Origin of the sequence: Streptomyces sp. yr375, assembly GCF_900110755.1 — a bacterium.
Classification (GTDB): domain Bacteria; phylum Actinomycetota; class Actinomycetes; order Streptomycetales; family Streptomycetaceae; genus Streptomyces.
Window position 1 is genome coordinate 52080 of sequence record NZ_FOFF01000009.1, and the last position, 19755, is coordinate 71834.

Here is a 19755-nt window from a genome sequence, read left to right on the forward strand (position 1 = left end):
GGTGACCGTCAACCGATTCAACGAAGTAGGCGCCCCGCCACGGTGCCGCGGGGAAGGCGGACCGACCGACGGCCGCCTTGCTGTCCCCGTACGGACGTGCCCGAGGAAATGGAAGACTGGCTGCTGTGAGCAGCACCGGATCCCAGCGCCCCGCACAGGTGAGCGCCGCCCGCCGCCGTACCGTCATCGACGCGCTGCGACGCGGTGCCGTGCCCGACAGCGGCCTCGACCTGCTGGCTACCGGCCTCGACCGGTTCGAAGCGGCCCTGGACGCGGAACTGGACTCGGTGGCGTCGGGCGGGTCCGTTTTCAAGGCCGTACGGGGCGAGTACGGGTCCGGCAAGACGTTCTTCACCCGCTGGCTGGGGGAGCGGGCCAAGCGTCACAACTTCGCCGTGGCAGAGATCCAGATCTCGGAGAACGAGACACCGCTGCACAGACTTGAGACGGTCTACCGGCGGCTCACCGAGCGCCTCACCACCTCCAGCTTCCCTGCGAGCGCCCTCCGACCCGTCGTCGATGCCTGGTTCTACGCCCTGGAGGAGGACGCCCTCGCGGCCGGAGCCACCGAGGACGAACTGCCCGGCGAGGTGGAGAAGCTCCTCGTCGCCCGGCTCGCCGAGGTGTCCCGGCACGCCCCGGCCTTCGCCACCGCCCTGCGCGGCTACCGGACCGCCCTCGCGGACGGCGACGAGGCCACCGCCGCGGCCGTCCTGGCTTGGCTCGGCGGCCAGCCGCACGTCGCCGCCTCCGCCCGCCGATCCGCCGGGGTGCGGGGCGACCTCGACCACTTCGGCGCGCTCGGGTTCCTGCAGGGCCTCCTCACCGTGCTGCGCGACTCAGGACACACCGGGCTGTTCGTCGTCCTCGACGAGGTGGAGACGCTGCAGCGGGTCCGGTCGGACGCCCGCGACAAGGCGCTCAACGCGCTGCGGCAGCTCATCGACGAGGTGCACTCGGGCCGCTTCCCCGGCCTCTACCTGGTCATCACGGGCACCCCGGCCTTCTACGACGGTCAGCAGGGCGTGCAGCGTCTGGCACCGCTCGCTCAGCGGCTGGCCACCGACTTCACCACCGACCCGCGCTTCGACAACCCTCGCGCTGTGCAGATCAGGCTTCCAGGCTTCAACCAGGAGTCCCTGGTCGGACTCGGTCTCACCATCCGTGACCTGTACGCCGATGCCGTAGAAGCACCCGACCGTGTGCGGAAGGTCGTCGACGACGTGTATGTCGCGGACCTCGCGGTGGCCGTCGGCGGGGCGCTGGGCGGAAAGGTCGGAGTGGCTCCCCGGCTGTTCCTGAAGAAACTTGTCGGGGACGTACTCGACCGCGTGGACCAGTTCGACGACTTCGACCCCCGGCAGCACTACCGGCTCACCGTCGCAGGCAGCGAACTCACCGACGTCGAGCGAAACCTGGCAGCCACGGTATCCGGAGACTCCGCGTCGGCTGATGACATCGACCTGGAGCTGTGATGGCGGACGCGGGACTCCCGGCCGGGAAAGAACCGGGTGACGGGGACCCCGACGTACTGGACCGGCTCGACCCGGTCGTGCTCCATCACATCGTCAACACTCTCGGCTGGCCCGATCTGCGCCCCCTGCAGCGGGCGGCCATCCCCCCGCTCATGGAGGGAGAGGACGCCGTACTGCTGGCTCCGACGGCGGGGGGCAAGACCGAGGCGGCCTGCTTCCCCCTGCTGTCGGCGATGACCGAGCAGAAGTGGACCGGCACATCCGTGCTGTACCTGTGTCCGCTCAAGGCACTTCTCAACAATCTGGTCGTCCGCGTCGACTCCTACGCCCAGTGGCTGGGGCGACGGGCCGCACTCTGGCACGGCGACACCAAGGAATCGCAACGCCGGCGCATCCGCGCCGAGGCACCGGACATCCTGCTGACCACGCCCGAATCGCTCGAAGCGATGCTGATCGGCGTCAAGACCGACCACGCCCGCCTTCTGGGGAGTGTGCGAGCCGTCGTCGTCGACGAAGTGCACGCGTTCGCAGGGGACGACCGGGGATGGCACCTGCTCGCCGTGCTCGAACGGTTGGAGCGGGTCACCGGACGGCCTATCCAGCGCGTTGGACTCTCAGCGACCGTCGGCAACCCGGCCGAGCTGCTGCACTGGCTGCAGGGCGCGGGCGTCGGCAGCCGCACCGGTCAGGTCGTCGCCCCTGGAGTGCACCTGCCGGCCACCGACGACAGCGCCGGACACGGCGCCAAAGCGAGTCCCGAGCCGTCCAGCAGACCTGCGGGCGAAGTAGAACTCGACTACGTCGGCTCCCTCGACAACGCCGCCAAACTCATCGCGGCGCTGCACAGAGGAGAGAAGCGGCTCGTCTTCTGCGACTCGCGCCGCCAGGTCGAGGAGTTGGGCGCGGCGCTCCGCGCGCGCGAGGTGACCGTCTTCCTGTCCCACGCCTCTCTCTCCGTCGATGAACGCACCCGTTCCGAGCAGGCGTTCGCGGAGGCCCGTGACTGCGTCATCGTCTCCACGTCAACCCTCGAACTCGGCATTGACGTCGGTGACCTGGACCGCGTCATCCAGATCGACTCACCGGCCTCCGTCGCCTCGTTCCTGCAGCGCATCGGCCGCACCGGCCGGCGTTCCGGCACTGTGCGCAACTGTCTGTTCCTGACCACTCGCAAGGACACACTGCTGCAAGCGGCGGGTCTGCTGCTGCTGTGGTCGCGCGGCTGGGTGGAACGGGTCGTCCCCCCGCCGGAGCCGCGCCACCTGGTGGCACAGCAACTGCTCGCCGTCACCCTGCAACAGCACAAGCTCGGCGACCAGTTGTGGGACCGGCAGTGGAACGGCCTCGCCCCCTTCGACAAGTCGGCTGCTCCCATCCTGCGGTTCCTCACCGAAGAGGGCTACCTCGACAGTGACGGTGGGATGTTGTTCATCGGTCCCGAGGCGGAACGCCACTTCGGGAAACGGCACTTCATCGAACTCACCGCCTCCTTCACCGCCCCTCCGCAGTTCACCGTCCTGTCCGGACGCACGGAGATCGGCCGCACCGACCCGAGCGTGCTCACCGAGGAACGCCCCGGCCCCAGGCGGTTGCTGCTCGGTGGACGCAGTTGGCAGGTCACGTACATCGACTGGCTGCGCAAACGCGTCTTCGTCGAGCCGGCCGACGGCGGCGGAATCGCCAAGTGGATGAACGGCGGCGTCGTCGGACTCTCGTACGCGCTGACGCGTGCCATGCGCGAGGTGCTGCTCGGTACGAACCCGCCCGTCTCCCTCACCCGGCGGGCAGCGGCATGCCTGGCCGAACAGCGCGAGACCGACGCACCCGGAACCGTCCACCCGGGCGGCACACTGATCACGCGCGTCGGCTCCGATGTCCGTTGGTGGACCTGGGCCGGATACCGCGCCAACGCCACCCTGGCAGCCACCCTCCAGTCGGTCACCGACCCTCTGCAGCGCCCCACCGACAGCTGGCTGCGCCTGCGCGAGAACCTCACCCCGGCCGACTGGCGTGCGGCCTGTGACAACGTCGGTGAGAACCTCGTCCTGCCTGACGTGGATCGCCGGGCCGTACGCGGCCTGAAGTTCTCCGCCGCCCTCCCGGAACGCCTCGCCGTGGCCACGGTGGCGGCCCGCTTGGCCGACTTCGAGAACGCCGGCTTGGTGCTCGGTGAGCCGACGCGCTTTCAGTACGACGACTGAAACGCAAACCCTCCATGGCCGCTTCAATCGGACGGTTGGGGTTATGCCAGCCCCGACTGCTCCGTCACCACTGCAAGGCGGAGGTGTCTTGGCGACCGAAGTCGTGGTGGCCTTGAGACCGCGTGCGGCGAGGCGGGACCTGATGGCGTCCCGCCTCCCGACACCGCGCAGGCGTCGCACCGTCCAGCCGTCGATGGGCTCGCGGTCTACCTGACCACCGTCGGGTTCACCCGCAGTATCGAAGGCAGCCGCATGGAGACGGACTCGGACGTCTTCCAGGGCATCGAGCAGACCGTCTGACAATAGCGACGAAGACCCCGTCCGCGCCGCTCCAGGGCGGGTTTTCGACCTACGTAGCCACCAAGGTAGCCACGCAAGAGCCTTCCTTGCATGTTTGCCCAGCTCATAGGGCCGCGGTGATTCTCCCCGGCGTACAGCCCGACTCGTCTGCCGTTACCTGCGGCTTTGCTTGCGAAGGAGCCTCTGGCCTGTGCCGGAGGAGTGGGCGAGGCGCGGAGGAGTCTCAGCCCCGTTGCCCTCGCCCCCGCCGGCGTTCGTCTCCGACGCCCGGGCGGTGTTCAGCGGTAGGGGCTCCAGCGGCCGAAGCGGGACAGGAGTTTTCGGGCGGCTTCCTCGTTCAGGCCGAGGGCGGCGGCCTGGGTCAGGGGTGTGTTTCGGCCGGCGTTGTGGGCCGGCCAGTATCCGGCCTCTGCGGCGGTCACCTCCAGGCGGCGGGCTGCGGGGACTGGCGCCAGGGGTGAGGACTTGGCCAACTTCTCGATCTCCGACTCCAGTTGGGTCAGCGGGGCGGTGAACGTCTCCGGCAGGGGAGCGGCCGACCGCTCCACCTCCGTGGTGTGCGTGTCCCAGTCCCGTACGCAGGAGTCCGCCGTGTCCATGCCTGCCTCGGCCAGTTCCTGTTCGCCGATCTCGGCCCAGTCCAACCGGTGCTTCGTGCCGGTCCAGCCGCAGGAGCACACCGCGGGCAGGAGCGCCGCCCGCGGTACGTGGGTGAATCGGCCGTCTTGGACGCTTTGCTCCGAGACCGACGGCCCGCCCGCACCGGATCCGGTGTCGAAGTACACGGGGCGCGGAACGGTGCCGTCGGCCAGGAGCACACCGACCGCGCCCTCGTGCGAGGAGCCGAACTCCTCCGTCTTCCATCGTCTTCCATGTCTTCCGCCTGCCCATCCTCATGGCACCCCTCCAACTGCTTGCGCCCTGGACGGGGGGGTATGGGAGACGACGGTTCCGCAGCCCGGTCGCCCGTGTTACCGGTTTCGCCACATAGGCGACAACACGCCTCTGCGGCCCGGGCGCCGTCAGTCGCGTGGTGTGAACTCCACGACGTCTCCGGCGCGTTCGCCGCCGATGAGTTGGGCGTTGCGGTCGGTGCGGATGTAGACGCGGTGCAGCCAGCGGTCCTTGCCGTCCCAGCGTGGCAGGAAGGGTGTCCGTGCGTGCGTGGTGCGGAAGTTGTCGATGATCAGGACGTCGCCGGGGACGAGGTACACCGCTTCGGTCACCTCGTCGAGCGCCTTGGAGAGTTCGGCCACGGCGTGGACGTCCTGGGGGTCGTGCGGCGCGATCAGCTCCCGGTCGTATGCGAGGAAGGGATCCGACGGGTCGCCGTACAGCGGTTTGATCGTGGCGATGGCGCCGGGGTCCTCCACCCCGCCCCTGAAGGCGACGTCGACGCAGCACGGTATCGGCTGTTCGAAGAGGTGGCGGGCGGTGGGTTCGGGCATCAGGGGGACGGCCTTGCGGATGGAGCCGACCAGTGTCGCGGCCCTGCGCTCGTGGTCGGCTCGGGAGCACGCGAGCATCACGTAGTTGGGCTGGAGCACGTGGTACGCCATCTCCGTGTGGAACTCCAGCAGTGTCTCCGAGGTCTCGGAGGACAGGTGGTGGGCTCCGGGGGACGGGTACACGTCGTGGTAGACCGTGCCGGCGCGCAGTTCCTGATAGCCGGTGTGCAGTCCTAGGCGGCGTCCGGTCACGGCGAGCGCCGCTTCCAGGTTCAGCAGCGGGCGGTCGAGCGGCGCCGGGGTGCTCTCCGGGGTGCGCGGCAGTTCGTCGTCCGGTTCGACCGGCAGGTTGCGCAGCAGCAGGTAGCCGTCCGTGCTGCCCTCGGAGCGGAAGTCGTCCAGGGCGGCTGCCAGGGGGGCCGGGAGTTCGGTCGCGAGTTGGTGGGCCGTGTCGAGGAAGGCGTACAGATCACGGCGTGGTGTTCGCGGCAGTCGGGTGAAGAGCCGGAGCAGCTCCGGGGAGAACTCCGAGCAGTCGATGTGAGTCATGCGCTTTCCCTTTCTCGCGTTCTCGCGCCGCGGCCCGTGCGTACCGGTGGGCGTCCTGCACGACTGCGGTCATCGGATGGCCTTCGAGCGCGCCAGCTTGCTTATCCGCTCGGCGTGCGCCGTCACGTCGACCGTGTCGGGGTGTGCTCCGCCAGCCACGACCTGGTCGAACAGCTCGTTCACGTACGTCTGCTTGGCGTCGTGCAGGTGCTCGTGCGGTACGCCGTGGTCCGTCAGCAGCCGGCTGAAGGCGGAGGTGACGCCGGCGCCCTCGTGGACGCCGAGCTTGGGTCGCAGGACGGTCTCGCGCGGCAGGATGTCGCCCATGGCCGCGCGCAGCACCCACTTGTCCTGCCCGTACCGGCTCTTCAGGCCCGCCTCCAGCGGGACCAGGACGTCGAGCACGTCACGGTCCCAGTAGGGGTGGGTGGTCCAGTGACCCGCGATCGCCGAGAGCGTCGGGGTCATCTCGTTGAGGCCGTCGAAGGTGGCCATGTCGTGGGCGATGGCGTCGTCCAGGGGCGCCAGCCGCCCTTCGCGGTGCATGCCGCCCAGCGGGATGTCCGCGCCGTAGCCGGTGAGGATGCGCCTGCCCGTGCCGCCGACGCGGAGGTAGAGCGCGGTCAGCGGCAGCAGGTACTCGATGATGTCGGGGTCGAGCGACTCCGCCGCCCACACCGTGTGGGGCAGGGTGGCGAGCAGCTCGTCCGTGGTGATCGTGATGTCCTGGTGGACGGATCCGATGTGTTCCGCGACCGTGTGCGCCTGTGGGAACTCGTTCGCTTCGGGGGTGCCCATCGACACGGTGTCGATCTTGTGGCCGAGTGCGCGGGCCGCGAGGGCCGCGACGCTGGACGAGTCCAGGCCGCCCGAGATGACCACCAGGGGTGTGGTCGTGTCCAGGCGGGTGCGCACGGCCCGTTCGAGAGCGATCCGTACGGTGTCCACCGCCTCGTCCTCGGGGAGGATCCGGCGTGCACGGGGCGGCTGCCAGGTGTGGTCCGCGGCACAGGCACCCGTGCCGAGGGTGACGTCCAGTACCGTGCCGGCCGCCACCTGATGGACGCCGGGCAGGCCCCGGACGGGCCGGGCGCCGGTGACGGGCCGGCCGAGGAACGGGGTCCGCAGTGCCTTCGCCTCGGTGGCGGCGAGCAGCCGGCCGGCCGTGACCTTCACGTACAGGGGCACCGAACCGGCGTGGTCGGTGGCCAGCACGGCCCGGCCGTCGGCCACCACGAGGGCGGCGAAACGGCCGTTCAGGAGCCGGAAGGCGTGAGTGTCGTAACGCTCGAAGAGCGCCGCCACCACCGCCGCGTCCGCGTCCGTGTCCGTGTCGGGTTTCGTGTCCGACGGCGGTCCTTCGGGGAGCAGGGACAGCAGCTCATCCCGGTTGTACAGCTCCCCTGCGAGCAGCACCGTCAGGCCGTCGCGGTGGGCCAGCGCACCGTCCGGGGCTCCGGAGTGCAGCAGCCGTACCAGCAGGGGCTGGGCGGCGGTGCCGTCGCGCAGGTCGGTCACGGTGCCGCGGGCGGCGAAGGGGTTCGCGGGGAGCCGACCGGGCCCGCCGCCCTCCTCCACGAGCGTGAGGAAGCCGGTCGCCGGGGGAAGCGTCCGGGCCACCATCAGATGCTCAGCGCTTCGAAGCCGCCGGCGCGGAAGTCGTAGTTCACCGGGACCTCGATGAGGAAGGGACGGCCGAGGCCGGCGCCCTTGCGCAGCGCGGCCAGCAGTTCCTCCCGGGATCCGGCCCGCACCGCCTCCACACCGTTGGCGTGGGCGAGTTCGGTGAAGTCGACTCCGGTGAACTTGATGGCCGGGTCGTGCGAACGCCGGTGGCCGATGTTCTGGTAGAGCTCGATCAGCCCGTTGGTGTCGTTGTTGACGACGACGGTGACGATGGGCAGGTTGAGCCGGGCGATCGTCTCCAGGTCGGCGCTGTTGGAGTGGAAGCCGCCGTCTCCGGCGATGAGGAAGGTCGGCTGTCCCGGGCGGGCCATCTGCGCGCCCATCGCGGCGGGCAGGCCGTAGCCGAAGCTGGAGCAGCCGGCCGAGGTGAGGAATCCGAAGGGCTGGTCGGCGCGGGCGAAGAGCACTCCGTAGTGCCGGAAGAAGCCGATGTCGGAGACGATGGTGCCCTCGCCGGCCCCGGTGTTCTCGTCCATGACGGTGTTCATGCAGTCGATGACCTGCTGGACGCGCATGCCGTCGGAGTACTCCTCGGGGTCGGCGAGGAACTCCGCGATCCGGGTCCGCAGCGGGGCGATGTCGTGCGGCTGCTTGGGCGCCACGTCCGAGGTGAGCGCGTCGAGACGCGTCACGAAGGCCCGTACGTCGGTGACGACGTCGACGTCCGGCCGGTAGACCCGGGGCACCGGGTTGGCGACGGGCGCGACACGGACCGTCGTCTTGTCGGCCCCGCGCTGCCACATGGACGGCCGCAGGTCCTCCGCGTAGTCGTAGCCCAGGGTCAGGATCAGGTCGGCGGGGCCGAAGAGGGTGTCCAGGGCCGGGAACGACAGGATGCCGTCCATGTAGCCGGTGACCGCACCGTAGTTGAGGTCGTGCTCCTGGGGCAGGACGCCCTTGGCTATGTAGGTGGTGATCACGGGCAGCCGGAGCCGCTCGGCCAGCGCGCGGATCTCCTGTACCGCGCCCGAGCGGATGGCCGAGGCGCCCACCACGAGCACCGGGTGCTCGGCGGACGCGAGCAGTTCGGCGGCCTGCGCCGCCCGCTCCTGCCAGTCGTCGCTCACGGCGGCCAGGGGCTTGGCCGGGGTCCTGGCCGGGATCCTGGCCTCGCTCTCGGCGCCGGCCTCGGCCGCGCTGCCCAGAAGGTCCACCGGGATGGAGAGGAAACTCGGCCCGACCGGCTCGGTCATCGCGGCGGTCACCGCCGAGTCGACCAGGTCCGTGATGTCGTCGGGCCGTTGCAGCTCGGCCGCGTACTTCGTCATCGGCCGCATCACCGACACGGCGTCGAGGCACTGGTGGGTGTCGTTGGGGAAGATGTCGTACGACTCGGACTGCGCGGCCAGCGCGATGACCGCGGAGCGGTCCAGTACCGAGGTGGCGACACCGGTCGTCAGATTGGTCATGCCCGGGCCGAGCGTGGCCCAGCAGGCCTGCGGCCGTCCGCTGATCCGCGCCAGTACGTCCGCGGCGACCGCGGCGGTGAACTCGTGCCGGGTCAGCACGAACTCGATCCCGTCCACCTCGTCGAAGAGGATCGACGCGGCCTCCCGGCCGACCACCCCGAACACCTTGCGCACGCCGTGCTCGTGCAGTCGTCGCAGGAGGGCGTGGGCAGTGGTGGAGGTGGAATTCGGCAGCGTCGGAACACGCGACATGGAGCACTCCTTCTGTTACCTGCGGGCCATGGCCTGCGGGCTGTGGGGATGCGGGGCGGTACGTCCTCCACTGTCCACGGGCGGCTTGCACGGGCATGGACGTTCCGCTTGCAGGTGCCTGCACCGGGCCGGGCGCCGGGTCCGGCCGACGTCGAGCCGACGCCGAGCCGACGCCGAGCGACGTCGAAAGGTCGTCCAGCGGGCTGCAAAGGTCGTCCAACGGGCTGCAAGGGGTCGCTGAGAGCATCCTGTCGACCTGCTGGACGGACAGAGGAGTTCCGAGGTGTCTTCCCCCCGAACGGACACAGTCCCCCGAACCGACACGGCCCCCCTCACCCAGGCCGAGCACGACCGGCTGGTGGTCGCCGACCGCCATGTCATGCACACGATGGTCCGGGGGGACGACCCGCACCGGATCGTGATCGTCCGGGCCGAGGGGTGCCGGCTGTGGGACACGAAGGGCCGGCGCTATCTGGACGCCACCGCGGGGCTCGCGCTGTCCCAGGTCGGCCACGGCCGACGGGAGCTCGGCGAGGTGGCCGCGGCTCAGATGGCGAAACTGGAGTACTTCCACACCCGGTGGGGCTTCACCAACGACCGCGCCGTCGAACTGGCGGCCCGGCTGGTGGAACTGGCCCCCGAGGGGCTGAACAACGTCCACTTCACCAGCGGCGGCGCCGAGGGCAACGAGATGGCGCTACGGCTGGCCCGGTTCTACCGGCACCGCACCGGCCAGCCGGACCGGACCTGGATCCTCGCCCTCGACAAGGGCTTCCACGGCATCACCTACGGCGCCAGCAGCATGTCGGGGGGCGCGGAGGCGCACACCGGGTTCGGGCCGATGCTCCCGCACGTCCGTTTCCTCACGACGCCGGACGCCGTCCACGGCACGGCGTTCGGCGAGACCGACGTCACCGACTTCTGCCTGCGCGAACTGCGGGCGACCATCGAGGAGATCGGGCCGGACCGCATCACCGCCATGATCGGCGAGCCGGTCCTCGGCCCCGGCGGAATGATCGTCCCGCCCGACGACTACTGGCCCCGGGTCGCCGAGTTGCTGCACTCGTACGGGATCCTGCTGATCTCCGACGAGATCGTGACCGCGTACGGCCGCCTCGGCCACTGGTTCGCCGCCGAACGCACCGGCGTGACACCGGACATCCTGGTCACCGCCAAGGGCATCACCTCGGGGTACATGCCGCACGGCGCGGTCCTGGTGAAGGACGCGATCGCCGAGGCGGTCGCCGGCGGCGACGGGTTCCCGGTCGATTTCAGCTACAGCGGGCACCCCACCGCCTGCGCGGTGGCGCTCGCCAACCTCGACATCATCGCCAAGGAGAACCTGCTCGGCAACGCCGTCGAGATCGGCGCCCACCTCGGCGACGGGCTGCGCGGGCTGCTGGAGCTGCCGGTGGTCGGTCAGGTGCGCCAGATCGGGCTGATGGTCTGTGTCGAGCTGACGGCCGAGGAAGGCACGCTGGCGCCGCTGGCGCACGGCACGACCGCTCTCACCGACGAACTGCGCGACCAACATGGCCTGTTGGTACGCGGCATGCGCAGCGGATTCATGATGGTGCCCCCGCTGGTGCTGACCCGCGAGGAGGCCGACGAGGCGGTCCACGCGCTGCGTGACGTCCTCGGCCGGATGACACCGGACGGCCTGCTCCGGTAACGCCGGTAACGCCGGTAACTCCGACAACACCGATAGCTCCGGTAACGGCCCGCGCACTCTGCTCAGGCGCGCTCCCGCGTTCCGGCGCGTTCCCGCCGCCAGGGGCGGGAACGCCGCCGCGGCACCAGTCTGGCGGGGGTCAGGTGGGGAGGTTTTTCTTGAGGATTTTTCCTGCGGGGTTTCTGGGGATCTCTTTGATGAAGCGGATGTGGCGGGGGCGTTTGTAGGTGGCCAGGCGGGGGGTCAGGTGGGACTGGATCTCGTCCGGGGTGGTGTCGGGGTCGGCCACCACGAAGGCCAGGGGGACTTCGCCGTAGTCGGGGTCGTTCACGCCGACCACTGCGGCGTCGTGTACGGCGGGGTGGGTGCGTAGGGCCTGTTCTATCTCTCGGGGGTAGACGTTCTGGCCCGCCCGGATGATCAGGTCCTTGCAGCGGTCGATCAGGTGCACGCGGCCGTCGCCGTCGATGAAGCCGAGGTCGCCGGTGCGGGTCCAGCCGTTCGTGGTGATCTCGGCCGTGGCCTGCTCGTCGTTCCAGTAGCCGCGCATCACTCCGGGGCCGCGTGCGCAGATCTCCCCGATGACGCCGGGGGCCGCCTCCTGGTCCTTCTCGTCCAGGGCCTTCACCGACATGCCGGGGATCACCCGGCCGGCCGGGATCACGTCGGTGGTGCCGGGCGCCGGGTGCTCGTCCGGGCCGAGGGTGATGTACGGGCCGCCCACCTCGGTCATGCCGTAGACCTGGCGGAAGCCGCAGCCGAGTTTCTCCACGGCCTCGGCGTAGACCTCCGGCGGCATCGGCGCGGCGCCGTAGAGCACCTCGCGCAGGCCGGACAGGTCCGTTCGCCGGAGCGACTTCGACTGCATCAGGAACCGGAGCATCTGCGGCACCAGCCAGATGTGCGTGGCCCGGTTGTCCTCGATCGCGGCCAGCGCCCGCTGCGGCTGGAAGCCCGGCATGAGCACCACGGTGGCGCCCGCGGCCATGTAGGTCAGGGAGATCACCATGCTGCCGTGGTACAGCGGGCAGCAGTTGACCAGCACTATGTCGTTTGTGGGCCGGGCCTGGGTGAGCCAGCCGAGGGCGATCGCCCGGAACGAGGCGTGGTCGACGGCGACGCCCTTGGCCCGGCCGGTGGTCGCCGAGGTGTGCAGGATCGCCGCCAGAGCGTCGTCCGGGACGTCGGGCAGGTCGCCCGCGTTCCCGGCCGGGTCCTTCTCGCACATCGCGGCGAACTCCGCGTCGTCCAGCGGTATGCGCAGCCGTACCGGCAGGTCCGGGTGCCGGTCCAGCAGGGCCGACTCACCGATCACCGCCACCGGGGTGCAGCGCTCCGCGATCCCGATCACCTCGGCGGGGGTGAGGCTGTGGTTGAGCGGGACGAACAGCGCTCCCAGCCGGGCCAGCGCGAAGTACGTCTCCATCACCTCGACACGGTCCAGCGAGAGGACGGCCACCCGGTCGCCGCCGCCGATGCCGCGCCCGGCGAGACCGTGGGCGAGCCGGGCCACCCGGTCGTGGAAGTCGGCCCAGGTGACCGAGCGGTGCGCGTCCACCAGTGCCGTCCGCTCGGGGAAGCACTGGCGGTTGCGCTCCAGCAACTGGGTCAGCCACATCACGCACCGTCCGGCTGCGGGGCCGTGGCGGCGTGTTCGCCGAGGAACCGCTCGTAGTCCGCGATCGTGGACAGCTTCTCCATGTCGTCGGCGGTGATCTCCACCCCCACGCGCTGCTCGATGAGCAGGACCAGCCGTACGAGGTCCCCCGAGTCGATGCCGCTGGCGGCCAACTCGGTCTCGTCGCTGAGTTTCTCGGCGTACTCCGACGTCCCGGTCAGTTCGGTGAGTAGCTCTCGGACGGTGCTCATGGGGTCCACCTTTCACAGGGCCAGGCCGGGCCGGGTGCCGAGCCGGTCTCTCGGACCGGTCATGCGGACCGGTCCCTCGGATCGGTAAGGAGGGGCGGGAAGGCGTCGGCAATCCCTGCCGGTGGTGTGGTGTTGATCACAGCGGTTTGGTGAGGGGTGGAGGGATTGAGGCGGGCCCTCCGGCACTCCTCCGTATGTGAAGCCCCCGCCACGGGACCCGCCACGGGAGACCCGTCACGTGACACCCGGCACGGGAGTGCTTCACACGGTCCGGTACAGCGGCGCAGTAGAGGGAGCGGAGGTTCCAGGTGACCACCGAGGCAGGTTCCACGGCCGTCGCCGCGGACGGCGACGGGCGTGTCGACAGACTCGTGGACCACGACGAGTACTTCGAGGCGCTCGTCGCGGCCGACGAGCGGATAGAACCCCGGGACTGGCTGCCCGACGGCTACCGCCGGATGGTGATCCGGCAGGTCGCCCAGCACGCGCACTCGGAGATCATCGGAATGCAGCCGGAGGGGTCCTGGCTGACCCGGGCGCCGTCCCTGCAACGCAAGGCGGCGCTGCTCGCCAAGGTGCAGGACGAGGCCGGACACGGCCTGTACCTGTACGCGGCGGCGGAGACCCTCGGCGTCACCCGGGCCGAACTCCTCGACGCGCTGCACCGCGGCCACCAGCGGTCCGCGGACACGTTCAACCACCCCGCCCTGACCTGGGCCGACACCGGGGCGATCGCCTGGCTGACGGACGGCGCGGCCGTGATCAACCAGGCCCCGCTGTGCCGCACCTCCTACGGGCCCTACGCGCGGGCCATGCAGCGGGTGTGCCAGGAGGAGACCTTCCACGTCCGGCAGGGGTACGACCTGCTCTGGTCGCTGTGCCGGGGCACGCGGGAGCAGCACGAGATGGCGCAGGACGCCGTCGACCGGTGGTGGCTGCCCGCGGTGGCCCTGATGTTCGGCCCGCCCGACACGGTCGACGGCGGCGGGGACGCGCGGGCCGCGGCCCTGGGCGCCGCCGTCAGCCGCCGGTCGATGGCCTGGGGCATCAAACGCCACACCAACGACGAGCTGCGGCAGCGCTTCGTGGACACCGTCGTCCCGCAGGCGGAGCGGCTCGGGGTGACCCTGCCCGACCCGGCGATCCGCTGGAACGAGGAGCGCGGGCACCACGACTTCACCCCGGTGGACTGGCACGTGTACCGCACCGCCCTGGCCGCCGGCGCGCAGTGCGGCCGGCAGCGGCTGGCGCACCGGGTGGCGGCCCATGAGAACGGGGAGTGGGTGCGCGCGGCGGCCGACGCCTATGCGGCACGCCGGACGACCGAGGGACGGGAACAGTGAGCCGGGAACGCGAGGTCACCGGGGCGCAGACGCCCTGGGAGGTGTTCATCAGGCCGCGCCGTGGCCTCTCCCACCAGCACGTCGGGTCGGTCCACGGCGCGGACGCCGACATGGCCATCGGCAACGCGCGGGACCTCTACACCCGGCGGGGGGACCCGGTGTCGATCTGGGTGGTGCGCTCGGACGGGGTGCGGGCCTCGTCGCCCGGCGAGAAGGACCCCTTCTTCAGCAACGGAGCGGACAAGCCCTACCGGTATCCGCAGGTGTACGTGCCGCTCAACGAGGCGGACGACGTGAACGAGGCAGGCCACCATGACGAGTGAACTCGCCGCCGCCGTCGCGGTTTCCGGGGCACGGGATCGCGATGTCGCCGAGTACGCCCTCCGGCTCGGTGACGACGCGCTGATCCTCTGTCAGCGACTGTGCGCGTGGGTGACCAACGCCCCCACCATCGAAGAAGACCTGGCCCTGTCGAACATCGCCGTGGACCTGCTCGGCCACGCCCGCACCCTGCTGAGCCTCAGCGGCCGTACGGACGGGACGGACCGCACCGACGACGACCTCGCCTACCGCAGGACCGAGCGGGAGTTCCGCAACGCGCTGCTGCTGGAGCTGCCGGGCGGCGACTTCGCGGTCACCGTCGCCCGGCAGTTGGCGTACACGCACTACATGTGCCTGCTGTACGCGGAACTGGCGGCAGCGGCCGACGAGGGGCTGGCGTCGTTCGCCGCCCGCGCGGTCAAGGAGGCGGAGTACCACCGGCTGCACGCCTCGCAGTGGACCGTACGGCTGGGTCTGGGCACCGCGGAGAGCCGGCGGCGGATGCAGGCGGGGCTGGAGCAGGTCTGGCCGTACGCGGCCGAGCTGTTCGAGGCGGACGACCTGACGGCCCGGCTCGACACCGACGGCACCGCGGTCGCCCCGGCCCGCCTGCGCGCCGCCTGGGAACGGGACGTCGCCGAGGTCCTGGCGGAAGCGGAACTCACCGCCCCGGCACCGTCCTGGCAGGCGACCGGCGGCCGGTCAGGCCTCCACACCGAGGTCTTCGCCCCCCTACTGGCCGAATTCCAGTCGGTCTTCCGCCAGTACCCCGGAGGCACCTGGTGAACGCGGCACTCCGACCGGACCTCCGGTCGCCCTCGCCGTCGGATCCCCCGTCGGACCTCGACCACATCGCCGCCCGAGTCGGTGCCCTGCCCGACCCCGAGTTGCCGATGATCACCCTCGGCGACCTGGGCGTGGTCCGGGCGGTGCGGGAGGACGCGGACGGTGTCGTCGAGGTCGTCGTCACGCCGACCTATCTCGGGTGTCCGGCGCTTTCCGTGATCGAGGCCGATCTGCTGGGTGTGCTGGCGGAGTGCGGGCGGGGCGATGGGCGGGTGACGTGGGCGCTTTCGCCTGCGTGGAGTACCGAGTGGATCAGTGAGGCGGGGCGGCGCAAGCTCGCCGATCACGGCATCGTGCCGCCCGGTGACGCCGGCGCGCCCTTGCCGGTCCGGCTCGGTCTCGGGCGGCCCTGTCCGCACTGCGGGTCCGTGGCGACCCGGCCGCTCGGCCCGTTCGGGCAGACCGGCTGCCAGACGATCCTGGTGTGCACCGCCTGCCAGGAGTCCTTCCCCCACATGAAGGCGGTGTGACGGTGGCCATGACGACGACCGGATGGCACCGGCTGCGGGTGGCGCGGGTACGGCCGCTCACCGAGGACGCCGTGGCCCTCAGCCTCGACCTCCCTGACGCCGACGCCGACGCCTTTGCCTACCGGCCCGGGCAGCATGTCACCGTTCGGCATGTGCTCGGCGGGACGGAGATCCGCCGCAGTTACTCGATCTGCCCGCCGCCCTCCGCGCGGCGCGAACTGCGGCTGGTGGTCAAGCGGCTCGGGCCGGGTGGCTTCGGGGAGTACGCCACGACCGTGCTGGCCGCCGGAGACACCCTGGACGTCGCGCCGCCGACCGGCGGTTTCGGGCTCGCGGCCGAGCCCGGCGCGCACCATGTGATGGTGGCCGCCGGCAGCGGCATCACCCCGCTGCTGAGCATGGCCGCGGAGGCGCTGCGCGACGACCCGCGGTGCCGGGTGTCGCTGCTCTACACCAACCGCACGGCCCGGTCCGTGCTGCTCGCCGACGAGCTGGCCGACCTCAAGGACGCCTACGTCGATCGCTTCCTCCCCCTTTACCTGCTGACCCGGGAGACCCGCGAGGCCGAGCTGCTCTCCGGGTACGTCGACACCGCGAGGCTGCCGGGACTGCTCCGCGCGGTCGGCGCCGAGCCGGGCGGCGACGCGCACTTCTATCTCTGCGGGCCGTGGGGGATGGTCACGTCGGTGAGCGAGGCGCTGACCCGGTGGGGCGCCGACCCGGCCCGTACCCACGCCGAGCTCTTCTCCCTCGGCCCCCAGGATCCGCCACCGCCGGAGCCCGAACGCCACGGCCGTACCGTGCGGATCACCGCCTCGCTCGGCGGCCGGACGGCCGTGGCCGTCATGGAGGAGCAGGACCGCACGGCGCTCGACGCCCTGCTGCGGGTCAGACCGGACACCCCGTACTCCTGCCGCGAGGGCCTGTGCGGAAGCTGCCGCGCCAGGGTGACCCACGGCACCGTCACGACCGGCCGCCAGCACGTGCTGGGGCCCGCCGAACTCGCGGCGGGATACACCCTCGCCTGCCGCGCCCGCCCGGAGTCCGACGACACGGCGCTCGACTTCGACCTCTGAGCGACGCCGTCAGCCGTCAACCATCCGCCGTCAACCATCAGCTTTATCCGGCCCCATCGGGCCACCCGACACTTACGGAGACGCGATGACCGACACCACGTCACTGCCCTGCGACCCGGGGACGGACGAACCGCTGGTGACCTTCGAGGGCAAGACCCCCTACGACGAGTACGTCCACGCGTCGGTGCTGTCCTCCCTCCAGCAGCCCCTGACCCAGTCCCCGAACGAGATGACGTTCCTGGTCACGACCCAGGTGATGGAGCTGTGGCTGACGCTCGTCGTCCACGAGTGGAAGGCCGCCCGGGACGCGCTGGCCAAGGACGACCACGAGGGCGCCATGGACGCCCTGCGCCGCAGCATCAGCGCCCATCACGCCCTCAACGAGTCCATCGGGCCGATCGCGAAGATGACGCCGGCCCAGTTCAACAGCTTCCGCGAGGCGTTCGGCCAGGCGTCCGGCTTCCAGTCGGCGATGTACCGGCACATGGAGTTCCTGCTCGGCGACAAGTCCCGGTCGCTGATGAACCCGCAGCGGGCGGACCCCCGCGCCTACGCCGCGCTGGAGGAGCTGCTGCACCAGCCGTCGCTGTACGACGCGGCGCTGGCCTACCTGCACCGCCAGGGCCTGCCCGTCCCGGAGCGCGTCCTCGAACGCGACCTGACCGTCGCCTACGAGGCCGACCCGGACGTCGAGGAGGCCTGGCGAAGCGTCTACGCCGGGCCGCAGAACGCCCCGCTGCTCGCCCTGGGCGAGGCGCTCACCGACATCGCCGAGCTGGTGCTGCGCTGGCGCGGCGACCATCTCCTCGCCACCCGCCGGGCGATGGGCGCCAAGTCGGGCAGCGGCGGCTCCTCCGGCGTCGCCTGGCTGGAAGAGCGGAACACCCGCTCCGTGTTCCCCGAGCTGTGGACGGTGCGTGGCCTTGTCTAGGCAGACCCTTGAAGCCGCGCCCGCCCTCGAGGAACTGCGGGTGCGGGCGTCCGCGCTCGACGCCGCGGACCCGCTGGCGGGCCTGCGGGAGCGCTTCGTCCTGCCCGAGGGCACCGTCTATCTGGACGGCAACTCGCTCGGCGCGCTGCCGGCCGCGGTGCCGGCGGCGCTCGCGGACGCCGTGCACCGGCAGTGGGGCACCGGCCTGATCCGGTCCTGGAACGAGCACGAGTGGTGGCAGGCGCCGCTGCGGGTGGGCGACGCGATCGGACGGCTGCTGGGCGCGGCGCCGGGGCAGACCGCGGCGGGCGACTCCACCACCGTGCAGTTGTTCAACTGCCTGACGGCGGCGGCGCGGCTGCGTCCCGGGCGGCGGGTGCTGCTGACCGACCCGGGGCACTTCCCCACCGACCAGTACATCGCCGACTCGGTGGCCAGGATGCTCGGCATGGAGGTCTGCCGGGTCGCGGTGGACGGCCTGCCGCGGTTCCTGGCCGAACGGGGCGACGAGGTGGCGGTGGCCGGCTACTCCCCGGTCGACTACCGCACCGGCGAGCTCCACGACATGGCCGCCGTCACCCGCGACGTACAGGTGGCCGGGGGGCTGATGCTGTGGGACCTGTGCCACGCGGCCGGCGCGCTGCCCGTCCAACTGGACGAGCTGGACGTCGACCTGGCGGTGGGCTGCGGCTACAAGTTCCTGTCCGGCGGACCGGGCGCCCCGGCCTTCGTCTACATCGCCCGGCGTCACCAGGCCGCCTTCGACCAGCCGCTCACCGGCTGGAACGGGCACGCGGACCCCTTCGGACTCAGCGGCGACTACACCCCCGCCGCGGGCGTGGAGCGGGCCCGGATCGGCACGCCGCCGATCCTCTCGCTGCTCGCGCTGGAGGCCGCCCTCACCGCGTTCGACGGGGCCGGCATGGAGCGGGTCCGGGCCAAGAGCCTGTCGCTGACCGGGTTCTTCATCGACTGCGTCGACACCCTGCTGGACGGTCTCGGCTTCTCCGTGGTCACCCCACGGGAACCGCACCGGCGCGGCAGTCAGGTGGCGCTGCGGCACCCGGAGGCGTATCCGCTGGTGGCCGCGCTCGCCGCCCGCGGTGTCATCGGCGACATGCGCGCCCCCGACCTGCTGCGGTTCGGCGTCAACGCCCTGTACGTCTCCCACCACGACATGCTGACGGCCGTACGGCACCTGGCGGAGGCGGTGACCCTGGGGGAGTACCAGGACCCGCGGTTCCGGCAGCGTGCCGCCGTCACCTGACACCTGACCGGCCGGTGACGGGGTGTCAGGCGGGCTGCTGGTGCCAGGCGTCGTGGAAGTTGCGCCGCGCCCGGTACAGCCGGGAGCGGACCGTGCCGAGCGGCAGGGCGAGCGCGGTCGCCATCTCCTGCTCGTCCAGGCCGTAGACCACGCGCAGGGTGAGCACCTCGCGATGGTGGTCCGGCAGCCGGTCCAGGACGTCGCTGATGTGGACGGCGGCCATCGGGTTGGCGTCCTGGACCAGGTCGGGCAGATCCTCGGCCGCGAAGTCGCCCAGCCGCTGGTGGGTGCGGACGGCTTCGCGGACGGCGACCGCGCGGACCCAGGCGTAGAACGCGCCCGGCTCGCGCAGACCGCGCAGGCCGCGGTAGATCGCGACCATCGCCTCCTGCGCGGCGTCCGGTCCGTGCCGCCGGGTGACGCGCTGACACAGCCGTACGACCAGTGGGGCGACGTGCTGCAACAGGTCGTTCATCGCCTGCCGGTCGCCGGCCTGGGCGCGCGGCAACAGGACGCTCACCTCCGGGACCTGGCGGTCGCGCAGGGCGACGACGTCGCTCTCGGGCGGGACGGTGCCCGACGTGACGGCGCTCGACGTGACGGCGCTGGACATGAGGGTGCTGGACATGGGGGCTCCCAC

General features: G+C 71.2%; 17 protein-coding genes. 10 read left to right on the plus strand and 7 right to left on the minus strand.

Annotation, left to right across the window (positions count from 1 at the left end):
- Positions 1 to 125 precede the first annotated feature (125 nt).
- On the plus strand, positions 126 to 1475 hold the full coding sequence (brxD, locus tag BMZ82_RS12320) for a BREX system ATP-binding protein BrxD (RefSeq protein WP_093774800.1): 1350 nt from the start codon (positions 126 to 128) through the stop codon (positions 1473 to 1475).
- Entirely contained in the window at positions 1475 to 3676 is a 2202-nt protein-coding gene (locus BMZ82_RS12325) for a DEAD/DEAH box helicase (RefSeq protein WP_093774802.1), read from the plus strand. Before brxD ends, BMZ82_RS12325 begins: the two co-directional genes overlap by 1 nt.
- Before the next feature lie 578 nt (positions 3677 to 4254).
- On the opposite strand, the gene BMZ82_RS12330 is transcribed toward BMZ82_RS12325, so the two are convergent.
- The 4 genes from BMZ82_RS12330 to BMZ82_RS12345 all read right to left on the minus strand — a co-directional run bounded on the left by BMZ82_RS12330 (position 4255) and on the right by BMZ82_RS12345 (position 9320).
- Entirely contained in the window at positions 4255 to 4794 is a 540-nt protein-coding gene (locus BMZ82_RS12330) for a hypothetical protein (RefSeq protein ID WP_177244468.1), read from the minus strand.
- A 204-nt stretch (positions 4795 to 4998) separates the two neighbouring features.
- Positions 4999 to 5973: a clavaminate synthase Cs1 gene (gene cs1, locus BMZ82_RS12335; protein WP_093774804.1), complete on the minus strand. Its 975-nt coding sequence runs from the start codon at positions 5971 to 5973 to the stop codon at positions 4999 to 5001.
- A 69-nt stretch (positions 5974 to 6042) separates the two neighbouring features.
- Entirely contained in the window at positions 6043 to 7596 is a 1554-nt protein-coding gene (locus tag BMZ82_RS12340; protein ID WP_093774806.1) for an asparagine synthase-related protein, read from the minus strand.
- Complete coding sequence (locus BMZ82_RS12345) at positions 7596 to 9320, minus strand: thiamine pyrophosphate-binding protein (protein ID WP_093774808.1); 1725 nt, start codon at positions 9318 to 9320, stop codon at positions 7596 to 7598. Before BMZ82_RS12345 ends, BMZ82_RS12340 begins: the two co-directional genes overlap by 1 nt.
- Before the next feature lie 283 nt (positions 9321 to 9603).
- On the opposite strand from BMZ82_RS12345, the gene BMZ82_RS12350 reads away from it, so the two are divergent.
- A complete protein-coding gene (locus BMZ82_RS12350) occupies positions 9604 to 10992 on the plus strand; it encodes an aminotransferase family protein (protein ID WP_256251871.1) in 1389 nt (462 codons plus the stop codon).
- A gap of 139 nt (positions 10993 to 11131) precedes the next feature.
- Here the strand turns inward: BMZ82_RS12350 and BMZ82_RS12355 are convergent, their stop codons facing one another.
- Both BMZ82_RS12355 and BMZ82_RS12360 read right to left on the minus strand, forming a co-directional pair.
- Positions 11132 to 12610, minus strand: coding sequence for a class I adenylate-forming enzyme family protein (locus BMZ82_RS12355; protein WP_093774810.1), 1479 nt, complete (start codon positions 12608 to 12610; stop codon positions 11132 to 11134).
- Positions 12610 to 12861, minus strand: a complete 252-nt coding sequence (locus tag BMZ82_RS12360) for an acyl carrier protein (RefSeq protein WP_093774812.1) — start codon at positions 12859 to 12861, stop codon at positions 12610 to 12612. Before BMZ82_RS12360 ends, BMZ82_RS12355 begins: the two co-directional genes overlap by 1 nt.
- 371 nt (positions 12862 to 13232) lie before the next feature.
- On the opposite strand from BMZ82_RS12360, the gene paaA reads away from it, so the two are divergent.
- The 7 genes from paaA to kynU all read left to right on the plus strand — a co-directional run bounded on the left by paaA (position 13233) and on the right by kynU (position 19115).
- Positions 13233 to 14204, plus strand: coding sequence for a 1,2-phenylacetyl-CoA epoxidase subunit PaaA (gene paaA / locus BMZ82_RS12365; RefSeq protein ID WP_256251881.1), 972 nt, complete (start codon positions 13233 to 13235; stop codon positions 14202 to 14204).
- Positions 14201 to 14527, plus strand: coding sequence for a 1,2-phenylacetyl-CoA epoxidase subunit PaaB (gene paaB / locus BMZ82_RS12370; protein WP_093774816.1), 327 nt, complete (start codon positions 14201 to 14203; stop codon positions 14525 to 14527). Before paaA ends, paaB begins: the two co-directional genes overlap by 4 nt.
- On the plus strand, positions 14517 to 15311 hold the full coding sequence (gene paaC, locus BMZ82_RS12375; RefSeq protein ID WP_093774818.1) for a 1,2-phenylacetyl-CoA epoxidase subunit PaaC: 795 nt from the start codon (positions 14517 to 14519) through the stop codon (positions 15309 to 15311). The genes paaB and paaC overlap by 11 nt, the downstream gene beginning before the upstream one ends.
- Positions 15308 to 15841: a 1,2-phenylacetyl-CoA epoxidase subunit PaaD gene (gene paaD, locus BMZ82_RS12380; RefSeq protein WP_371271199.1), complete on the plus strand. Its 534-nt coding sequence runs from the start codon at positions 15308 to 15310 to the stop codon at positions 15839 to 15841. Before paaC ends, paaD begins: the two co-directional genes overlap by 4 nt.
- 8 nt (positions 15842 to 15849) lie before the next feature.
- Positions 15850 to 16917 (plus strand): 2Fe-2S iron-sulfur cluster-binding protein, encoded by a 1068-nt coding sequence (locus tag BMZ82_RS12385; RefSeq protein ID WP_093775041.1) that lies wholly within the window; start codon positions 15850 to 15852, stop codon positions 16915 to 16917.
- Between the two features lie 85 nt (positions 16918 to 17002).
- Positions 17003 to 17848, plus strand: coding sequence for a tryptophan 2,3-dioxygenase (locus BMZ82_RS12390; RefSeq protein WP_093774820.1), 846 nt, complete (start codon positions 17003 to 17005; stop codon positions 17846 to 17848).
- A complete protein-coding gene (gene kynU / locus BMZ82_RS12395; protein WP_256251872.1) occupies positions 17841 to 19115 on the plus strand; it encodes a kynureninase in 1275 nt (424 codons plus the stop codon). Before BMZ82_RS12390 ends, kynU begins: the two co-directional genes overlap by 8 nt.
- Positions 19116 to 19140: 25 nt before the next feature.
- Here the strand turns inward: kynU and BMZ82_RS12400 are convergent, their stop codons facing one another.
- Positions 19141 to 19743: an RNA polymerase sigma factor gene (locus BMZ82_RS12400; RefSeq protein WP_256251873.1), complete on the minus strand. Its 603-nt coding sequence runs from the start codon at positions 19741 to 19743 to the stop codon at positions 19141 to 19143.
- Between the last annotated feature and the right edge of the window lie 12 nt (positions 19744 to 19755).

Bases quoted from the DNA above. Each gene is read 5' to 3' on its own strand.
- BMZ82_RS12355 (WP_093774810.1), bottom strand. From the start codon at position 12,610: ATGTGGCTGACCCAGTTGCTGGAGCGCAACCGCCAGTGCTTCCCCGAG.
- BMZ82_RS12325 (WP_093774802.1), top strand. From the start codon at position 1,475: ATGGCGGACGCGGGACTCCCGGCCGGGAAAGAACCGGGTGACGGGGAC.
- BMZ82_RS12340 (WP_093774806.1), bottom strand. From the start codon at position 7,596: ATGGTGGCCCGGACGCTTCCCCCGGCGACCGGCTTCCTCACGCTCGTG.
- BMZ82_RS12390 (WP_093774820.1), top strand. From the start codon at position 17,003: ATGACCGACACCACGTCACTGCCCTGCGACCCGGGGACGGACGAACCG.
- BMZ82_RS12345 (WP_093774808.1), bottom strand. From the start codon at position 9,320: ATGTCGCGTGTTCCGACGCTGCCGAATTCCACCTCCACCACTGCCCAC.
- BMZ82_RS12400 (WP_256251873.1), bottom strand. From the start codon at position 19,743: ATGTCCAGCACCCTCATGTCCAGCGCCGTCACGTCGAGCGCCGTCACG.
- cs1 (WP_093774804.1), bottom strand. From the start codon at position 5,973: ATGACTCACATCGACTGCTCGGAGTTCTCCCCGGAGCTGCTCCGGCTC.
- BMZ82_RS12385 (WP_093775041.1), top strand. From the start codon at position 15,850: ATGACGACGACCGGATGGCACCGGCTGCGGGTGGCGCGGGTACGGCCG.
- BMZ82_RS12360 (WP_093774812.1), bottom strand. From the start codon at position 12,861: ATGAGCACCGTCCGAGAGCTACTCACCGAACTGACCGGGACGTCGGAG.
- paaC (WP_093774818.1), top strand. From the start codon at position 14,517: ATGACGAGTGAACTCGCCGCCGCCGTCGCGGTTTCCGGGGCACGGGAT.